11 protein-coding genes and 1 riboswitch are annotated in these 16,857 nt (G+C 69.7%); of the genes, 4 read left to right on the top strand and 7 right to left on the bottom strand.

Translation table 11 applies throughout. From position 1 onward, the window contains the following. Nucleotides 1-82 precede the first annotated feature (82 nt). From cydD to hisC, 4 genes are all read right to left on the bottom strand, one after another. Nucleotides 83-3,625 carry a thiol reductant ABC exporter subunit CydD gene (gene cydD, locus ACGFNV_RS33190; RefSeq protein ID WP_393627591.1) on the bottom strand — a complete coding sequence of 1,181 codons (3,543 nt, stop codon included), beginning with the start codon at nucleotides 3,623-3,625 and terminating at the stop codon, nucleotides 83-85. Between the two features lie 12 nt (nucleotides 3,626-3,637). Then, complete coding sequence (gene cydB / locus ACGFNV_RS33185; RefSeq protein ID WP_393627589.1) at nucleotides 3,638-4,642, bottom strand: cytochrome d ubiquinol oxidase subunit II; 1,005 nt, start codon at nucleotides 4,640-4,642, stop codon at nucleotides 3,638-3,640. A gap of 20 nt (nucleotides 4,643-4,662) precedes the next feature. Next, on the bottom strand, nucleotides 4,663-6,171 hold the full coding sequence (locus tag ACGFNV_RS33180) for a cytochrome ubiquinol oxidase subunit I (RefSeq protein WP_393627588.1): 1,509 nt from the start codon (nucleotides 6,169-6,171) through the stop codon (nucleotides 4,663-4,665). A gap of 177 nt (nucleotides 6,172-6,348) precedes the next feature. Then, on the bottom strand, nucleotides 6,349-7,428 hold the full coding sequence (gene hisC, locus ACGFNV_RS33175) for a histidinol-phosphate transaminase (RefSeq protein ID WP_393627586.1): 1,080 nt from the start codon (nucleotides 7,426-7,428) through the stop codon (nucleotides 6,349-6,351). Nucleotides 7,429-7,826: 398 nt separating this feature from the next. Between hisC and ACGFNV_RS33170 the strand changes: the two genes are divergently transcribed. From ACGFNV_RS33170 to ACGFNV_RS33160, 3 genes are all read left to right on the top strand, one after another. Then, the gene (locus ACGFNV_RS33170) at nucleotides 7,827-8,939 is read left to right on the top strand and encodes a LacI family DNA-binding transcriptional regulator (protein WP_393627584.1); all 1,113 of its coding nucleotides are present in this window, start codon (nucleotides 7,827-7,829) and stop codon (nucleotides 8,937-8,939) included. 224 nt (nucleotides 8,940-9,163) lie between these two features. After that, nucleotides 9,164-10,249 (top strand): metallophosphoesterase, encoded by a 1,086-nt coding sequence (locus ACGFNV_RS33165; protein ID WP_393627582.1) that lies wholly within the window; start codon nucleotides 9,164-9,166, stop codon nucleotides 10,247-10,249. A 193-nt stretch (nucleotides 10,250-10,442) separates the two neighbouring features. Then, nucleotides 10,443-11,315, top strand: coding sequence for a hypothetical protein (locus ACGFNV_RS33160; RefSeq protein ID WP_393627580.1), 873 nt, complete (start codon nucleotides 10,443-10,445; stop codon nucleotides 11,313-11,315). 69 nt (nucleotides 11,316-11,384) lie between these two features. Here the strand turns inward: ACGFNV_RS33160 and thiC are convergent, their stop codons facing one another. Beyond that, complete coding sequence (gene thiC, locus ACGFNV_RS33155) at nucleotides 11,385-13,169, bottom strand: phosphomethylpyrimidine synthase ThiC (RefSeq protein ID WP_393627578.1); 1,785 nt, start codon at nucleotides 13,167-13,169, stop codon at nucleotides 11,385-11,387. Beyond that, nucleotides 13,162-13,340: riboswitch (TPP riboswitch) on the bottom strand. (Overlaps the previous gene by 8 nt.) Nucleotides 13,341-13,411: 71 nt before the next feature. On the opposite strand from thiC, the gene ACGFNV_RS33150 reads away from it, so the two are divergent. Further along, nucleotides 13,412-15,124 (top strand): YibE/F family protein, encoded by a 1,713-nt coding sequence (locus ACGFNV_RS33150; protein ID WP_393627577.1) that lies wholly within the window; start codon nucleotides 13,412-13,414, stop codon nucleotides 15,122-15,124. Nucleotides 15,125-15,308: 184 nt separating this feature from the next. On the opposite strand, the gene ACGFNV_RS33145 is transcribed toward ACGFNV_RS33150, so the two are convergent. Beyond that, on the bottom strand, nucleotides 15,309-15,746 hold the full coding sequence (locus ACGFNV_RS33145) for an SsgA family sporulation/cell division regulator (protein ID WP_037674817.1): 438 nt from the start codon (nucleotides 15,744-15,746) through the stop codon (nucleotides 15,309-15,311). A 99-nt stretch (nucleotides 15,747-15,845) separates the two neighbouring features. Further along, a complete protein-coding gene (locus ACGFNV_RS33140; protein ID WP_393627576.1) occupies nucleotides 15,846-16,709 on the bottom strand; it encodes an IclR family transcriptional regulator in 864 nt (287 codons plus the stop codon). Between the last annotated feature and the right edge of the window lie 148 nt (nucleotides 16,710-16,857).

Raw genomic sequence — 16,857 nt, 5'->3', positions numbered from 1 at the left:
CCGTTCACGTCGTACGCCTGGGGGAACCATCCGCCCGGATGGCTCAGTACCGCGACTCACTCGGACGCACGGCTCGCCGTGACTACCGCGCCTCCGTCAACAGCTCCGACTCCGCTTCCCGTTCCAGCATCCGCCGCAGCGGCCCCTCCGCGGCGGTCAGTTCGTCGTGGGAGCCACGCTGCACGATCCGTCCCTCGTCCAGCACGATCACCTCGTCCACGGCCTCCAGACCGGCCAGCCGATGAGTGATGAGCAGGGTCGTACGGCCCGCGGTCGCGGCCAGCAGATCAGCGGTGAGCGCGTCGGCGGTCGGCAGGTCCAGGTGCTCGGCGGGCTCGTCCAGCACGAGGACGGGGAAGTCGGCGAGCAACGCCCTGGCCAAGGCGAGGCGTTGACGCTGTCCGCCCGACAGCCGCGCCCCGTGCTCGCCGATCAGCGTGTCGAGCCCGTCGGGCAGGCTGTCGGCCCATTCCAGCAGCCGGGCTCGTGCGAGCGCGCCGCGCAGATCGTCCTCGGTGGCGTCCTTCTTCGCCAGGAGCAGGTTCTCGCGCACCGAGCTGTCGAAGAGGTGCGCGTCCTGCGCGCACAGCCCCACGAGCCGCCGTACGTCGTCGCCGTCCAGCGTGTACGCGTCGACGCCGCCCAGCGTGTACGCACCGGACTCCGCGTCCAGGAACCGCAGCAGCACCTGCGCGAGCGTCGTCTTGCCGGACCCGGACGGCCCGACCACGGCGATCCGCCGCCCGGCCTCGAGGGTCAGGTCGAGCCCGGCGAGGGCGTCCCGGCCCTGCCCGGTGTGCCGGGCGGCCAGGTCCTTGACGACGAGCGGGAACGGCGAGGCGGGCGCCTGGCGGGGCCGCTCGGGTTCGCGCACGGGTTCGGGGGAGTCCAGGACCTCGTAGACGCGCTCCGCGCTCCTGCGCACCCGCTGCCGGTGCTGCACGGCGAGCGGCAGACCGAGGACGGCCTCGAACGCGGCCAGCGGCGTGAGGACGACGACGGCCATCGCCACACCGCCCAGCCGTCCGCCGGCCACCGCCTGGGCGCCGACGAGCGCCGCGGCCGCGACGGTCAGGCCGGAGACGAGCGCGGTCAGTCCGTCGCCGAGCGCCGTGGCCGTGGCGCCCCGCGAGGCGATCCGGGTGAGCGCGGCGTCCGCCTGACGCACCTGCTCCGTACGACCGGGCAGGGCACCGGCGACGGTCAGCTCAGCGGTGCCGGTGAGCAGGTCGGCGGCGCGGGTCGCGAGCACCCCGCGGGCGGGGGCGAGCCGGTGTTCGGCGCGCCGCGCCACAGCGCCGGTGACCAGCGGGACGCCGACTCCGGCCGCGAGGAGTCCCGCGGCGAGTACGGCGCCCGCCTCGGGCAGCAGCCACGCCGTGAAGGCCACGGACCCGGCGGAGACCACGACAGCGGCGCCGGCGGGAAGCAGCCAGCGCAGCCAGTAGTCCTGCAGCGCGTCCACATCGGCGACGAGCCGCGAGAGCAGGTCGCCCCGCCGGGCCCTGCTCAGCCCCGCGGGCGCCAGTCGCTCCAGCCGGCGGTACACGGCGACCCGGGTGTCGGCCAGCATCCGCAGGACGGCGTCGTGCGACACCAGCCGCTCTCCGTAGCGGAAGACGGCCCGGCCGATGCCGAACGCCCGCGTCGCCGTCACGGCCACCATCAGATAGAGCACGGGCGGCTGCTGCGAGGCCCGCGAGATGAGCCACCCGGACGTGGCCATGAGCCCGACGGCACTGCCGAGCGCCAGGCTCCCCAGCAGCAGCGCGAGAGCGAGCCGCCCGCGCCGGGCAGCCGCCATGGCACGAACCCGGCCCAGAACGCCCCCCGCGGTCGCCCGGGGCTCCGTGACGGACGCGCCGGAAGCGGACGCGTCGACCACGGGCTCGCGCCCCACGGGACCGGCCTCGACCGGACGTGCCCCGGAATTCCTGCCCTCGACATCAGCGTGCTCGGCGTCCCCGCCGTCGGCGTCGACGCGGGCGGCCGTCTCTGCCTCCGCGAGCCGCACCACCCGGTCCGCCACGCCCAGCAGCGCCGGCCGGTGCACCACCAGCAGCACCGTCCGCCCGGCCGCCAGCCGCCGCACCGCGGCCACGACCTCGGCCTCGGTCTCCCCGTCCAGCGCGGCGGTCGGTTCGTCCAGCAGCAGTACGGGCCGGTCCGCGAGGAACGCCCGCGCCAGCGCGAGGCGCTGCCGCTGACCCGCGGACAGTCCGGCCCCGTCCTCCCCGAGCACGGTTTCCGCACCGGCGGGCAGCGCCTCCACGAATTCCAGCGCGCCGGCGTCCGACAACGCCCTGCGGACAGCGGCGTCGTCGGCGTCGGGACGCGCCAGCCGTACGTTCTCGGCGATCGTCCCCGCGTACAGGTGCGGCCGCTGCGGCACCCACGCGATCCGAGACCGCCACTGCTCCAGGTCGGCCTCGGCGAGATCGACTCCCCCGGCCCGCACCCGGCCCCCGGTCGGACGCACGAAGCCCAGCAACACGTTCAGCAGGGTCGACTTGCCCACCCCGCTCGGCCCGACGAGCGCCACCGTCTCCCCGGGGCCGACGTCGAAGGACACGTCCGACACGGCGTCCACGGACCGCCCCGGGTACCGGACCGTCACGCCCTCGAAGGCCACCCCGCCCGCCGGTACGGCATCCGTGCCGGAGGCCGGCAAGGGGGTCTCCAGTACGGCGAAGATCTCCTCTGCTGCCGCGAGCCCCTCCGCCGCCGCGTGGTACTGCGCGCCGACCTGGCGCAGCGGCAGATACGCCTCGGGAGCGAGCACGAGGATGACCAGCCCGATGTACAGGTCCATCTCGCCATGGACGAGCCGCATACCGATCGTCACGGCGACCAGGGCCACCGAGAGCGTGGAGAGCAGCTCCAGTGCGAAAGAGGAGAGGAAGGCGATCCGCAGCGTCCGCATGGTCGCCTGCCGGTACTCGCCGGTGATGCGCCGGATCGAGTCGGCCTGTGCCTTCGCCCGCCCGAACACCTTCAAGGTCGGCAGTCCCGCGACCACGTCCAGGAAGTGTCCGGAGAGCCGGGAGAGCAGCCGCCACTGACGGTCCATCCGGGACTGGGTGGCCCAGCCGATCAGCATCATGAAGACCGGGATCAACGGCAGCGTGCCGACGATGATCGCGGCGGAGACCCAGTCCTCGGTCACGATCCGCGCCAGCACCGCCACCGGCACGACCACCGCGAGCCCCAACTGGGGCAGATACCGCGAGAAGTAGTCGTCGAGGGCGTCGACCCCCCGGGTGGCGAGAGCCACCAGCGATCCGGTCCGCTGCCCGCTCAGCCACCCCGGGCCGAGTGCGGCGGCCCGCGCCAGCAGCCGCCCCCGCAGTTCCGACTTCACCGCCGCGCTGGCGCGGTGGGCGGCGAGTTCGGTGAGCCAGGACACCAGAGCACGACCGATCGCCACAGCCACCAGAAGCAGCAGGGGAGTGCGGAGTTCGGCGACCGACATACCGTGCTGGAACGCGCCGACCACCGCCTCGGCGATGAGCATCGCCTGTGCGACGACCAGCCCCGCGCCCAGGGCGCCCAGGCCGACGACCGCCACCAGAAAGCGACGGGTGGCCCGGGCGTACCGGAGGAGACGTGGATCGATTGGTTTCACGTGAAACACACCTCAGTGAGTGGCTTCGGCGAGGTGCTGGGTGCCGATCCGCTTGCGGAACACCCAGTAGGTCCAGCCCTGGTACAGCATCACGATCGGGGTGGCGATCGCCGCACACCAGGTCATGATCTTCAGGGTGTACGGGCTCGACGAGGCGTTGGTGACCGTGAGGTTCCAGTCCGCGTTGAGCGAGGACGGCATGACGTTCGGGAAGAGGGTCAGGAAGAGCATCGCCACGGCGGCCACGATGGTGACACCGGACAGGGCGAACGACCAGCCCTCACGCCCCGCCTGGTTCGCCACGAGCGCCGCGACCAGCGCGGTGACCGCCACGACCAGCGCGACCAGGCTCTTGCCGTCACCACTCTCGACCTGCGTCCACAGCAGGAAGACCAGGGCGAGCGCGGCGGTGACCAGGCCGACTTTGAGGGCCAGCTTCCGAGCCCGCTCCCGGATGTCACCGACGGTCTTGAGCGCGGTGAACACCGCTCCGTGGAAGGTGAACAGCGTGAGCGTCACCAGTCCGCCGAGGAGCGCGTACGGGTTGAGGAGGTCCCCTACGTTGCCGACGTACTCGAAGTGCTGGTCGATCTTCACGCCGCGCACGATGTTGCCGAAGGCCACGCCCCACATGAAGGCGGGGATCAGTGAGGTCCAGAAGATCGCGGTCTCCCAGTTGCGCTGCCAGCTCTCCTCGGGCCGCTTCACCCGGTACTCGAAGGCGACACCCCGCACGATCAGGCAGACCAGGATCAGCAGCAGGGGCAGGTAGAAGCCGGAGAAGAGCGTGGCGTACCACTCGGGGAACGCGGCGAAGGTCGCGCCGCCGGCCGTCAGCAGCCACACCTCGTTGCCGTCCCACACGGGGCCGATGGTGTTGATCAGGACCCGCTTCTCGGGCCGGTCACGGGCGAGCAGCTTGGTGAGGACGCCGACCCCGAAGTCGAACCCCTCCAGGAAGAAGTAGCCGATCCACAGGACGGCGATGAGGACGAACCAGACGTCGTGCAGTTCCATGACAGTGCAGCTCCCTCGGCCTAGTAGGAGAAGGCCATCGGCTTGTCGGCGTCACGGGAGTCGCCGCCGATCTTCGTGGGCGGGTTGAGGTCGGCCTCGGTGAGCTCGGGTGGACCGGCCTTGACGTACTTCACCAGCAGCTTGACCTCGACGACGGCGAGGACGGCGTACAGGGCGGTGAAGACGATCATCGAGGTGAGGACCTCGCCCTGGGAGACACCGGGGGAGACCGCGTCACGGGTCTGGAGCACGCCGTAGACGACCCACGGCTGGCGGCCCATCTCGGTGAAGATCCAGCCCCAGGAGTTGGCGATCAGCGGGAAGCCCAGGGTGAGGATCGCGATGCGCCAGTACCACTTGGTGAGCGTCGGGCTGAGGGCCTTCCCGGGCAGCAGTGCCAGGTGCGGCACCTCGTCGTCACCCACCCTCAGGTGCTGCGGCAGCAGGAACTTCTTGCGGGTCAGCCACAGTCCGGCCAGGCCGATCGCGAAGGACGTCATACCGAAGCCGATCATCCAGCGGAAGCCCCAGTAGGCGACCGGGATGTTGGGCCGGTAGTCGCCGGGCCCGAACTTCTCCTGCTCGGCCTTGTTGACGTCGTTGATGCCGGGGACGTACGAGCTGAAGTCGTCCTTGGCCAGGAAGGACAGCAGGCCAGGTATCTCGATGGCGACCTTGTTGTGCCCCTTGTCGACGTCGCCGACGGCGAAGACCGAGAAGGGCGCCGGCGCCTCGCCGTCCCACAGGGCCTCGGCCGCGGCCATCTTCATCGGCTGCTGCTCGAACATGACCTTGCCGAGGACGTCTCCGCTGATCGCGGTGAGCATGCCACCGATGACCACGGTGACCAGCCCGAGCCGCAGCGAGGTCTTCATCTCCCGCACGTGCTTCTTGCGGGCGAGGTGGAAGGCCGCGATGCCGACCATGAAGGCGCCACCGGTCAGGAAGGCCGCGGAGAGGGTGTGGAACGCCTGGCTGAGGGCGGTGTTCTGAGTCAGGACGGCCCAGAAGTCGGTGAGCTCGGCCCTGCCCTTCTCCTTGTTGATCCTGTATCCGACCGGGTGCTGCATCCACGAGTTGGCCGCGAGGATGAAGTAGGCCGACAGGATCGTGCCGAGGGAGACCATCCATATGCAGGCCAGGTGGATCTTCGGGGGGAGCTTGTCCCAGCCGAAGATCCACAGCCCGATGAAGGTGGACTCGAAGAAGAAGGCGATGAGAGCCTCGAAGGCGAGCGGGGCACCGAAGATGTCACCGACGAAGCGGGAGTAGTCCGACCAGTTCATACCGAACTGGAACTCCTGCACGATGCCGGTGACGACACCCATCGCGATGTTGATCAGGAAGAGCTTGCCCCAGAACTTCGTCGCCCTGAGGTACTTCTCCTTCTTCGTCCGCACCCAGGCGGTCTGGAGACCCGCGGTCAGCGCTGCCAGGGAGATCGTCAGGGGGACGAACAGGAAGTGGTAGACGGTCGTGATGCCGAACTGCCAGCGTGCCAGGGTCTCCGGCGCCAAAGCCAGGTCCACGTCGCCGCTCCTTACTTCTGACGCTTGTGAATGCGTTCACATTCACAAGCCATTATGCAACACCGGTTTCCGGCCCCAAAAGGGGGGTCCCCTGTTTCACGTGAAACAGGGGACCCAGGGATCGGTTCGCGCGAAGCAGAGCCCGGCAGCTCGGTGAGCGTGGCGTCTTCGAGAGCCTTACAGGTCCTTTCGGAACCCTTCCGCCGCCTTCAGGAAGATGTCGTTCCCCTCGGTCTCCCCGATGGTCACCCGCACACCCTCACCGGGGAAAGGCCTGATCACAGCACCTGCCTGCTCGCAGGCTGCAGCAAAGTCAACCGTGTGCTCCCCCAGCCGCAGCCACACGAAGTTGGCCTGCGTCTCGGGAACCGTCCAGCCCTGGGCACGCAGCGCCTCGACCACACGAGTGCGCTCGCACACCAGGGAGCCGACCCGCCCGATCAGCTCGTCCTCCGCGCGCAGCGAGGCGATCGCCGCGTCCTGTGCGAGTTGGCTCACACCGAACGGCACCGCCGTCTTGCGCAGTGCCGCAGCGACCGGCTCATGGGCGATCGCGAAGCCCACCCGCAGCCCGGCCAGGCCGTACGCCTTGGAGAACGTCCGCAGGACGCAGACGTTGGGCCGTTCCCGGTACAGCTCGACGCCGTCGGGCACCTCGGGGTCGCGGATGAACTCCCGGTACGCCTCGTCGAGGACGACCAGAACATCGCCGGGCACCCGGTCCAGGAACCGCTCCAGCTCGGCCCGCTTCACGACCGTGCCCGTGGGGTTGTTGGGGTTGCAGACGAAGATCAGCCGGGTCCGGTCGGTGATCGCGGCCGCCATCGCGTCCAGGTCGTGCACATCACCCGGTGTCAGCGGCACCTGCACCGACGTCGCGCCGCTGATCTGCGTGATGATCGGGTACGCCTCGAAGGACCGCCAGGCGTAGATCACCTCGTCGCCGGGACCGGAGGTGGCCTGGATCAGCTGCTGGGCCACGCCGACCGAGCCGGTGCCGGTGGCCAGGTGGGAGAGCGGGACGGCGAAGCGTTCGGACAGCTCGTTCATGAGGCCCGTGCACGCCATGTCGGGGTAGCGGTTGAAGTTGCAGGCCGCCGCCGTCACGGTCTCCATGACGCCGGGCAACGGCGGGTAGGGATTCTCGTTGGAGGACAGCTTGTAGGCGACCGGGCCGCCGGCCGCGGCGCGCTTGCCCGGCTTGTAGGTGGGGATCCCGTCCAGCTCGGCGCGCAACTTGGGGCTCGTCTCGCTCACCGCAGTCCTCCTCATGACCACCGGCTTCCAATACTGCTCACCCTATGAGGATTGGGCGCCGCTGCGTACTGGTGAACGACAATCACCGCGCTCCCCTCGGCATCCGGGGCATCACCGTACGAAGGCGTACCAATCAGGGGGCGCGTCATACATATATCTATGCGCCGGTGGCTCACTCCGTGGCGCGCATCCCCCGTCAAGGTGAGTTGAGACCTCTTCGAAACATCGGAGAGTTGGCAGGCTCATGCGTGCCACCACGTCACGTACTGCGCCTAAGACGTTCAACTTCCTTCATTTCCAAGGCAATTGAGGCCCCTCAGCCATGCAGAAACGTGCCTGTCAACGCGTGCATATGCGTCCGCCCTACCCCACCGCATGAGCCCTACTATCGGCTCGCCATGACAGCAGCAGGGAAGCACCAGGTGAGCCGCGCGGAAACCTCACGCCGAGGCAGCCGGCCGGGCCGGGCGGGCATCAGGGACGTGGCCGCCGCCGCCGGGGTCTCCATCACGACCGTCTCCGACGCCCTCAACGGCAAGGGCCGGCTCCCCGACGCCACCCGACGCCATGTCCGTGAGGTCGCCGACCGGCTGGGCTATCGCCCGTCGGCGGCCGCCAGAACCCTCCGTACCGGCAAGTCGGGCCTCATCGGCCTGACCGTGACGACGTACGGGGATGAACCTTTCACCTTCACCGAGTTCGCGTACTTCGCCGAGATGGCCCGCGCCGCGACCTCGGCCGCGCTCGCCCGGGGCTACGCGCTGGTCATCCTGCCGGCGACCTCCCGCCACGACGTGTGGTCGAACGTCGCCCTCGACGGCACGGTCGTCATCGACCCCTCCGACCATGACCCGGTCGTCAGCGAACTGGTCCGCCAGGGGTTACCGGTCGTCTCCGACGGCCGCCCGGCCGGCGCGCTCCCGGTCACGGCGTGGGTCGACAACGACCACGAGGCCGCCGTCCTGGGCATCCTCGACCACCTGGCCGACGCCGGAGCCCGCCGCATCGGCCTGCTGACGGGGACGACGACGGACACGTACACCCACCTGTCGACGACCGCCTACCTGCGCTGGTGCGAGCGTGTGGGCCAGGATCCCGTGTACGAGGCCTACCCGGCACACGATCCGTGCGCGGGCGCCGTCGCCGCCGACCGGCTGCTCGCCCGGCCCGACCGCCCTGACGCCGTCTACGGACTGTTCGACCCCAACGGCACCGACCTGCTCGCCGCCGCCCGCCGCTACGGTCTGCGCGTCCCCGACGACCTGCTGCTGGTCTGCTGCAGCGAGTCCACCGTGTACGCCAACACCGAGCCGCCCATCACCACGCTCTCCCTCAAGCCGCGCCGCATCGGCACGGCGGTGGTCCAGCTCCTCATCGACGCGATCGAAGGGGTCGAGTCGGACCAACCGGTCGAGCAGGTGATACCGACCGAGCTGATCGTGCGTACCTCGTCCCAGCGTCGTCCGCCGCGGACGACGGTCAGCCCGCCCCGGGCACCCGAGGAGGAGTAGCGCGAGGGTGTGGGCCACAACATGGGCATGCTGTGCCCGGGGTGGACGAAGCCCGGCCCAATCGGGGCGAAAGCCGCGATGAACGGGAGCCCCGCTCCGATTCACCACCCCTGGGTCATCACACGGCGCGATCCGCATTCCTATGATGGGCCCACGACACCGCGGGCCGCTGCGACCAGGCAGTCCGATGCGGTGCAGATGCGGCGCGATGGTGGAGGGGTCTGATGACTCAGGGGGCCGGTCAGGGACCCGAGGTGGAGCGCACGGCGACGTTGCGCGACTTCCGGGTGCCCGCTTACGTCCACGAGACCGGTCCGTACGACCACAGTGCGCAACCGGAGGAAGCGGTGCGCCCGGTCGAGGAGCCGTTGGAGCACCCGGAGGGTTACACCCCCACACAGCGCGATCTGCCGGTCATCAACCGGGGTGACACGCTCCAGGTGACGGTTGACCCGGCGGCGGCCACGGCCCCGCAGGCCACCGCCACCGGCCAGGGCCCCCTGTACGTCGTCGGTGACGTGCACGGCTACCTGGACGAGCTCTTGGCCGCCCTCCAGGAGAAGGGCCTGGTCGACGCCGCAGGCCAGTGGAGCGCGGGCACCGCCCGGTTGTGGTTCCTCGGCGACTTCACCGACCGCGGCCCCGACGGCATCGGCGTCATCGACCTGGTGATGCGGCTGTCCGCCGAAGCCGCCGCGGCAGGCGGCTACTGCAAGGCCCTCATGGGCAACCACGAGCTGCTGCTGCTCGGCGCCAAGCGGTTCGGCGACACTCCCGTCAACTCCGGCGCGGGCACCGCCACCTTCCAGGCGGCCTGGCTGCTCAACGGCGGCCAGAAGTCCGACATGGACCGTCTCCAGGACCACCACCTGCAGTGGATGGCCCGCCTCGACGCCGTCGAGGAGGTCGACGGCCACCTGCTCGTGCACTCCGACACGACCGCCTACCTCGACTACGGCGACTCGATCGAGGCGGTCAACGACACCATCCGCGAGACGCTCACCCGCAACGACGCGGACGAGGTGTGGGACCTGTTCCGCAAGTTCACCAAGCGGTTCTCCTTCCGCGACGAGGGCGGTGCCGACGCCGTGCGCTCCCTGCTCGACATGTACGGCGGCACCCGCATCGTTCACGGCCACAGCCCCATTCCGTACCTGCTCGGCGAGGTCGGCTCCGAGGAGGGCGAGGACCCGGCCGGTCCGGTGGTCGAGGGACCGCACGTCTACGCCGACGGGCTGGCCATCGCGATGGACGGCGGGGTGACCATGGCCGGAAAGCTGCTGGTCCAGCAACTTCCCCTGGATAACTGAACCTTCACCGGGCAGGCGTCCCCGGGCGTCGGAACGACGGGCGACGGCGCAGGCCAGGGGCCAATTTCGGCAAACCCCCTGTCAACGTGTGCCGTCACCGCTCTACCATCGCCTTATCCGTAGCAGGCTCCCCTCCGTTTCTGCCCGACGGCTCGTTGGCATGCGAGCCCCAAGCCCTACGGAGCATCGGGGGATGCACATGAACAGCGTTCCGCAGCACCTGCACAGCGAGGACCGCCAGGAGTACGAGCGGATCCTCGACGAGGCGCTGCGCTCCGCACCACACCGCCCGGAACTGGCCGCTGTGGGACAGCGGCTCAATCCCGAACAGCTGCGCACCATGGCGCTCAACGCCACCACGTTCATCACGGCGGCCGCGGCGACCGAGTACCAGCACTATGTGAAGGTCCGCGAGGAACTGCGCCGTCCGGCGCCGTCCACCCCGTCGTCGGCCCGCGACTCCGGTTCCTCCGAGCCGGACGCGAGCACGATGGGGCTCGCCGCCACCATGGGTGAGGTCGCCGAGACCGCAGGCGCGGGCGCCGTCGCCGTCGTCGCGGTCCTGGCGCCCGTCCTCGCCGGAACCGCCGCGGCGATCTTCCTGCTGGTGGGTTACATCCTGAAGATGCTCGATCCTGAGCCGGCGTTCGCCCAGACCCTGTTGACCGCCGGATGGGTGTTCGGCGCCATGACCGCGGCCGCGATCCTCGTCGCCACCGTCGGGCTGCTGCTCACCGCACTGCGCAACCGCCCCTCGCCGACGGCCGGTCCGTACGGCGAACTGGAAGAAGAGGTGACGCGGGCCAGGGAAGCCTGGCACGAGGCACTCCTGGAGCGCGGCATCCTGCCGTTCCTGCGAGACGCCCTCGCCGCCGCTCCCGACACCACGGCCGCACTGCACCCCGCGGCCCCGCCGGCCCCGACCGGCCGCATCCCGCACCTCGGTTACGGCCGTCCCGGCTTCACCAGCCCCGCCGACGACGGAGACCGCGGCCCCCGCCCGAGCTTCTCCAGCCCGGACTACACCAGCCCGGACTTCGGGGGCCCCGAGCACCAGCCCGAGTAACCCCAGGCTTGCGCCCCCGCCCAGGGGAGCGCAAGCCACACCGGGGTCACACCGGTCGGTGGACGCGGGTCAGTCGGCCAGCGGCAGGTACACGCGGTTGCCCGCGGCCGCGAACTCCTTCGACTTCTGAGCCATGCCCTCCTCGACCTCCGTCCGGGTACCGCCGTGTTCGCGGCGGATGTCCTGGGAGATCTTCATCGAGCAGAACTTCGGCCCGCACATCGAGCAGAAATGAGCCGTCTTGGCGGGCTCGGCCGGCAGTGTCTCGTCGTGGAACTCCCGTGCCGTGTCCGGATCGAGGGCCAGGTTGAACTGGTCCTCCCACCGGAACTCGAAGCGGGCGTCGGACAGCGCGTCGTCCCACTCCTGCGCACCGGGGTGCCCCTTGGCGAGGTCGGCCGCATGGGCGGCGATCTTGTAGGTGATGACGCCGGTCTTGACGTCGTCACGGTTGGGCAGGCCCAAGTGCTCCTTGGGCGTGACGTAGCAGAGCATGGCTGTGCCCCACCAGGCGATCATCGCGGCACCGATGCCGGAGGTGATGTGGTCGTACGCGGGCGCGACGTCTGTCGTCAGCGGGCCGAGCGTATAGAACGGAGCTTCATCGCAGATCTCCTGCTGAAGGTCGATGTTCTCCTTGATCTTGTGCATCGGGACGTGGCCCGGGCCCTCGATCATGGTCTGTACGTTGAAACGCTTGGCGATCGTGTTGAGTTCCCCGAGTGTGCGCAACTCCGCGAACTGCGCCTCGTCGTTGGCGTCCGCGATCGAGCCCGGCCGCAGACCGTCGCCCAGCGAGTAGGTGACGTCATAGGCGGCGAGGATCTCGCAGAGTTCCTCGAAGTGCTCGTACAGGAACGACTCCCTGTGGTGCGCGAGGCACCAGGCCGCCATGATCGAGCCACCGCGAGAGACGATGCCGGTCTTGCGGTTGGCGGTGAGCGGGACGTACGGCAGCCGGACACCCGCATGGACCGTCATGTAGTCCACGCCCTGCTCCGCCTGTTCGATGACCGTGTCCTTGTAGATCTCCCAGGTCAGCTCCTCGGCCTTGCCGTCGACCTTCTCGAGGGCCTGGTAGAGCGGGACCGTGCCGATGGGGACGGGGGAGTTGCGCAGCACCCACTCGCGGGTGGTGTGGATGTTGCGGCCGGTGGACAGGTCCATGACGGTGTCGGCGCCCCAACGGGTCGCCCAGGTCATCTTCTCGACCTCCTCCTCGATGGAGGAGGTCACCGCGGAGTTGCCGATGTTTGCGTTGACCTTCACCAGGAACCGCTTGCCGATGATCATCGGCTCGATCTCCGGGTGGTTCACATTGGCCGGCAGCACCGCGCGACCCGCCGCGATCTCCTCGCGCACCACCTCGGGCGAAACGTTCTCCCTGATGGCCACGTACTCCATCTCGGGCGTGACCTCGCCTCGGCGCGCGTAGGCGAGCTGCGTGACTGCCTTGCCGTCACGGCTGCGGCGCGGCTGTCGGGGCCGACCCGGGAACACCGCGTCGAGGTTGCGCAGTCCGCCACGCGGGGAGGTGTGCTTGACCCCGTCGTCCTCGGGACGGACGGGACGGCCCGCGTACTCCGCCGTGTCGCCACGGGAGATGATCCAGTTCTCCCGCAGTGGCGGCAGGCCCCTACGGACGTCGGTGTCGGCCAGCGGATCGGTGTACGGGCCCGAGGTGTCGTAGAGCGTGACTGTCTGCCCGTTGGTGAGGTGCACCTGACGGACCGGCACCCGCAGATCGGGGCGTGAGCCCTCGACATACGCCTTGTGCCAGCCGATGGACTTCCCGGCCTCCTCGCTGCTGGGGGACTGCATGGAGGCAGGCGTGCGCGCGTCCTTGTTGGTCATGAGACCTACTCCCTACGCCGGCATTACCCGGTAACAGGTTCGGCGGTCGACGCAGCGGTTTCCGTCGGTCGGCGTTTCATGGGAAACATCACGCTGTTCCACGTGAAACATCGCGAAGACGGAGGTCAGCGCCCTCTCAGCCCGGTGCTCCGAGCTCCCGCGTGTGCAAAGGTGCCTCCACGCTAGCGTCCTTTGTGGCGCGGTGAACAGTGGGCCTCGGTCGTTCTTGCGATGATCGGGCGGTGACCACGAGACAGCAGTACCCGTTCCCGCCGAACGAGCCGCCCCGCCGACCTGGCAGCGGAAACGGCAACGGCCGTGGGGACGCGCCTGGTTACGGCGGCGGCCACGATCAGCGAGCCGCGTTCGGTGACGAACACGCCCGCGGGTCCGGCCCCGGCATCGGTCAGGACTACGACTTCGCCGGCGGGCACGAACATGGTCCGGGAGACCGCGGCCCGGGACATGGACCTGGGGGCGGGCAGGGGTTCGGTCCCGGCGGCGGCCAAGGGCTCGGTCCCGGTGGCGGTGACGCGCATCGGCATGGTCCCGGCTCCGAAGGTGGCCGCGGGCCGGGCGTCGGTGGTGGAGACGGCCACGACCCCGGGCACGGGCACGAGGGTGGCGGCAACGGTCATGGCCACTCGCACAGTCACAGCCACGGTCCCGCCGCACCTGTCTCCAAGCATCTGCGCAAGGTCATCGCGGCGATCCTCATCCCGTTCGCCGCGGCGGTCGTGGTCGGGCTGGCCGTACTGTGGCCCGGCGGTGCCCCCGCGCACGAGCGCACCGGCGTCGGTTTCGACCGGCAGACCCAGCAAGCCACGGTCACCGAGGTCGAGAGCGTGAGCTGCAAGTCGGTGAACGCCTCGGGGGGCGCCCCGACCGGCGGCGCCCCCACAGCCGAGGGGGCCTCCGCCCAGCAGCAGGCGAACGGCACCTGCAAGAAGGCGACGATCCGTGTCGACACCGGCGACGACACGGGCCGTACGTTCACGGAGATCGTCCAGCCGGACCAGTCACGGCAGTTGCACGAGGGCCAGGAGGTAGTGGTCGCCTACGAGCCCTCGGCACCGAAGGACCTGCAGTACTCGGTCACCGACGTCAACCGCCGCCTCCCGATGACGGTGCTCGCCGGTATCTTCGCCCTCGCCGTCGTCGTCGTGGGACGGCTGCGCGGTGTCATGGCGCTGGTCGCGCTGGCCATCAGCTTCATGGTGCTGAACTTCTTCATCCTGCCAGCGATCCTGCAGGGTTCGAACCCGCTGGTCGTGGCCGTGGTGGGGTCGAGCGCCATCATGCTGGTCGCCCTCTACCTGTGCCACGGGCTGTCGGCCCGTACGTCCGTGGCCGTCCTGGGCACTCTGATCTCGCTGCTGCTGATCGGCATCCTCGGTTCGGTGTTCATCGACTGGGCCGCGCTCACCGGGAACACCGACGACAGCACCGGTCTGATCCACGGGCTGTACCCCGAGATCGACATGAGTGGTCTGCTGCTGGCCGGCGTGATCATCGGCTCGCTCGGTGTCCTCGACGACGTGACGGTCACCCAGACGTCCGCGGTGTGGGAGCTGCACGAGGCCAATCCGGCGATGGGCTGGCGGGGGCTGTACCGCGCCGGTATCCGCATCGGCCGCGACCACATCGCCTCGGTCGTCAACACGCTGGTCCTCGCCTACGCGGGCGCGGCGCTGCCCCTGTTGCTGCTCTTCTCGATCGCGCAGAGCGGCGTCGGTACGGTCGCCAACAGCGAGCTGGTCGCGGAGGAGATCGTGCGCACGCTGGTGGGCTCGATCGGGCTGGTCGCGTCGGTGCCGGTCACCACGGCCCTGGCGGCCCTGGTCGTCTCGGCCGACCGTCAGGGCGAGACAGCACTGGCGTCGGCGGTACCGGCCACCGCGGACACGGGGCCGATCCCGGTACGCGGCACCCGCGGCCGGCGGCGCAAGCGCTGAGGCGGGCGAGCACTGGGCCGGGCGCCACCCGGCGCTGCAACACGCTTCCTCCGAAAGCACCACACTGGGCGTCCACCGAAAGAAGCCGCCACAGCCGCCACGCGCCAGGTGCGAAAGAAGAAGCGTTCCTGCGCATCCCCCGCCCACAGCTGAAGCGTTCCGCCTCCGCCGCTGCCGCAGGCCTTCAGCCGGCGCTCTGCTCCTCCGCCAGGATGCGGTCCAGAGCCTCGTCGAGGTGGGCGTCGAAGTCGCCGAGCGCGCCCTCCTGGCCCAGCGGCACCAGCTTGTCGGTGCGGTCCAGGAAAGCCACGAGCGGCGCCGTGGACGAGCGGAACAGCGCGTGGTCACAGCCGACCTGAAGCCGGATCAGGACCTCGCCCAGCGAGTCCTGTTCCACCGGCGAGACCCGCACATCGCCCTCACCGCACGGCCGCCCCACCCCGTCGATCAGCAGCTCGCGACCGAAGGCCCAGGTCACCGGGGCATCACCGGGCAGATGGAAGGTCAGCCGTACGGCATAGGGATCGCAGGCCTCGTACCGCAGTTCCACCGGGATACGGAATGAGAGCTCCTCGGAGACGAGAAAGCTCATCATGACCTCTGCCTGTACGGACTCGCGCATCGCCTGTCCTGTCATATGCCGTCACCTGGCCGGGAATGAACCCCTGACACTTGGTGGCATCTTGCTGAACGTACACAGGAGATCACAAGGAGTGAGTTTTCAGATACTGATAGAGAGCGCGAGCGACCCCAGGAGCTGCCCCATCTCGTCCTGGAGACGGTGCACCACGGGGAACAGCCGGTCGGCCTGGTGGGAGGGCAGGGAGATGGCCACCGTGGCCGCGGTGTTGCCCAGTGTGATCGGGATCGCGGCACACACCGTCCCCAGGGCGTACTCCTGTCGCTCGACCACCGGTTCCATCCGTCGTGTGCGCTCCAACCGGCGCAACAGGGCGTGTCCGTCACGCACCGTGTAGGGCGTGAGGGAGGTCACCGGGTAGCGGTCGAGGTGGTCGCGGCGGGCGTCCTCGTCGAGTTGGGAGAGGAGGCACTGCCCGACGGCATGCGCGTGACCGGTCTCACGGAAGTCGGCCCACTCCTCCACCGCGGGATTGGCAACGGTGTCGGAGACGCACATGACCTCGATCTCGCCCTCGCGGTAGACCGCGTAGTACACAGGCACACCGAGCGAATCGCGCCACCGCGCGAGCGCGTCGTTGACCGTGCTGCGACGTTTCTGCGCCGCCCCGCTGCTGCTCAACCGCTCGGCAGCCTCGCCGAGGAAGAACAGCCCCTTCTCGCGGCGCAGATAGCCCTCGTGGACGAGGGTGCGCAGCAGGTGGTAGGCCGTGGGGAGCGCGAGGCCGGTCTCACGCGCCAGTTGTTTGGCGGGAGCACCGTGCTGGTGCCCAGCGACGGACTCCAGGAGCCGCATCGCCCGCTGGACGGATCCGATCAGAGTGGTCGCCGAATGCGTCGGCTCACCGGGTGCCGTGGCGGCCCGGCGCTGCACCGGGGGTGCGGAGGGGCGCGGTTGCCCCTGGGGTGGGTGGAGTTGTGAGAGTGCGGTGTCTACCGTGGCCAAGGGTCACTCCCGAAGCGCGAGGGGGCAGCCCGTACCAAGAGCACGGGTGGGGGGTGTACGCCGCCCGCGGGGTCGTACCCGCGTCGAGTTCCGGACTCTAACCGTCCGCCACCGCGTGCAGACGGGCTGTCCGGGAAACTTCCCTCGC

Origin of the sequence: Streptomyces sp. NPDC048751 (assembly GCF_043198595.1) — a bacterium.
GTDB lineage: Bacteria > Actinomycetota > Actinomycetes > Streptomycetales > Streptomycetaceae > Streptomyces.
The sequence above is the reverse complement of the archived record's forward strand: the minus strand, read 5'-3'. Positions and strand labels throughout refer to the sequence as shown.

Bases quoted from the DNA above. Each gene is read 5' to 3' on its own strand.
- cydB (WP_393627589.1), bottom strand. From the start codon at position 4,642: ATGGAACTGCACGACGTCTGGTTCGTCCTCATCGCCGTCCTGTGGATC.
- ACGFNV_RS33170 (WP_393627584.1), top strand. From the start codon at position 7,827: ATGACAGCAGCAGGGAAGCACCAGGTGAGCCGCGCGGAAACCTCACGC.
- ACGFNV_RS33165 (WP_393627582.1), top strand. From the start codon at position 9,164: ATGACTCAGGGGGCCGGTCAGGGACCCGAGGTGGAGCGCACGGCGACG.
- ACGFNV_RS33160 (WP_393627580.1), top strand. From the start codon at position 10,443: ATGCACATGAACAGCGTTCCGCAGCACCTGCACAGCGAGGACCGCCAG.
- thiC (WP_393627578.1), bottom strand. From the start codon at position 13,169: ATGACCAACAAGGACGCGCGCACGCCTGCCTCCATGCAGTCCCCCAGC.
- ACGFNV_RS33145 (WP_037674817.1), bottom strand. From the start codon at position 15,746: ATGCGCGAGTCCGTACAGGCAGAGGTCATGATGAGCTTTCTCGTCTCC.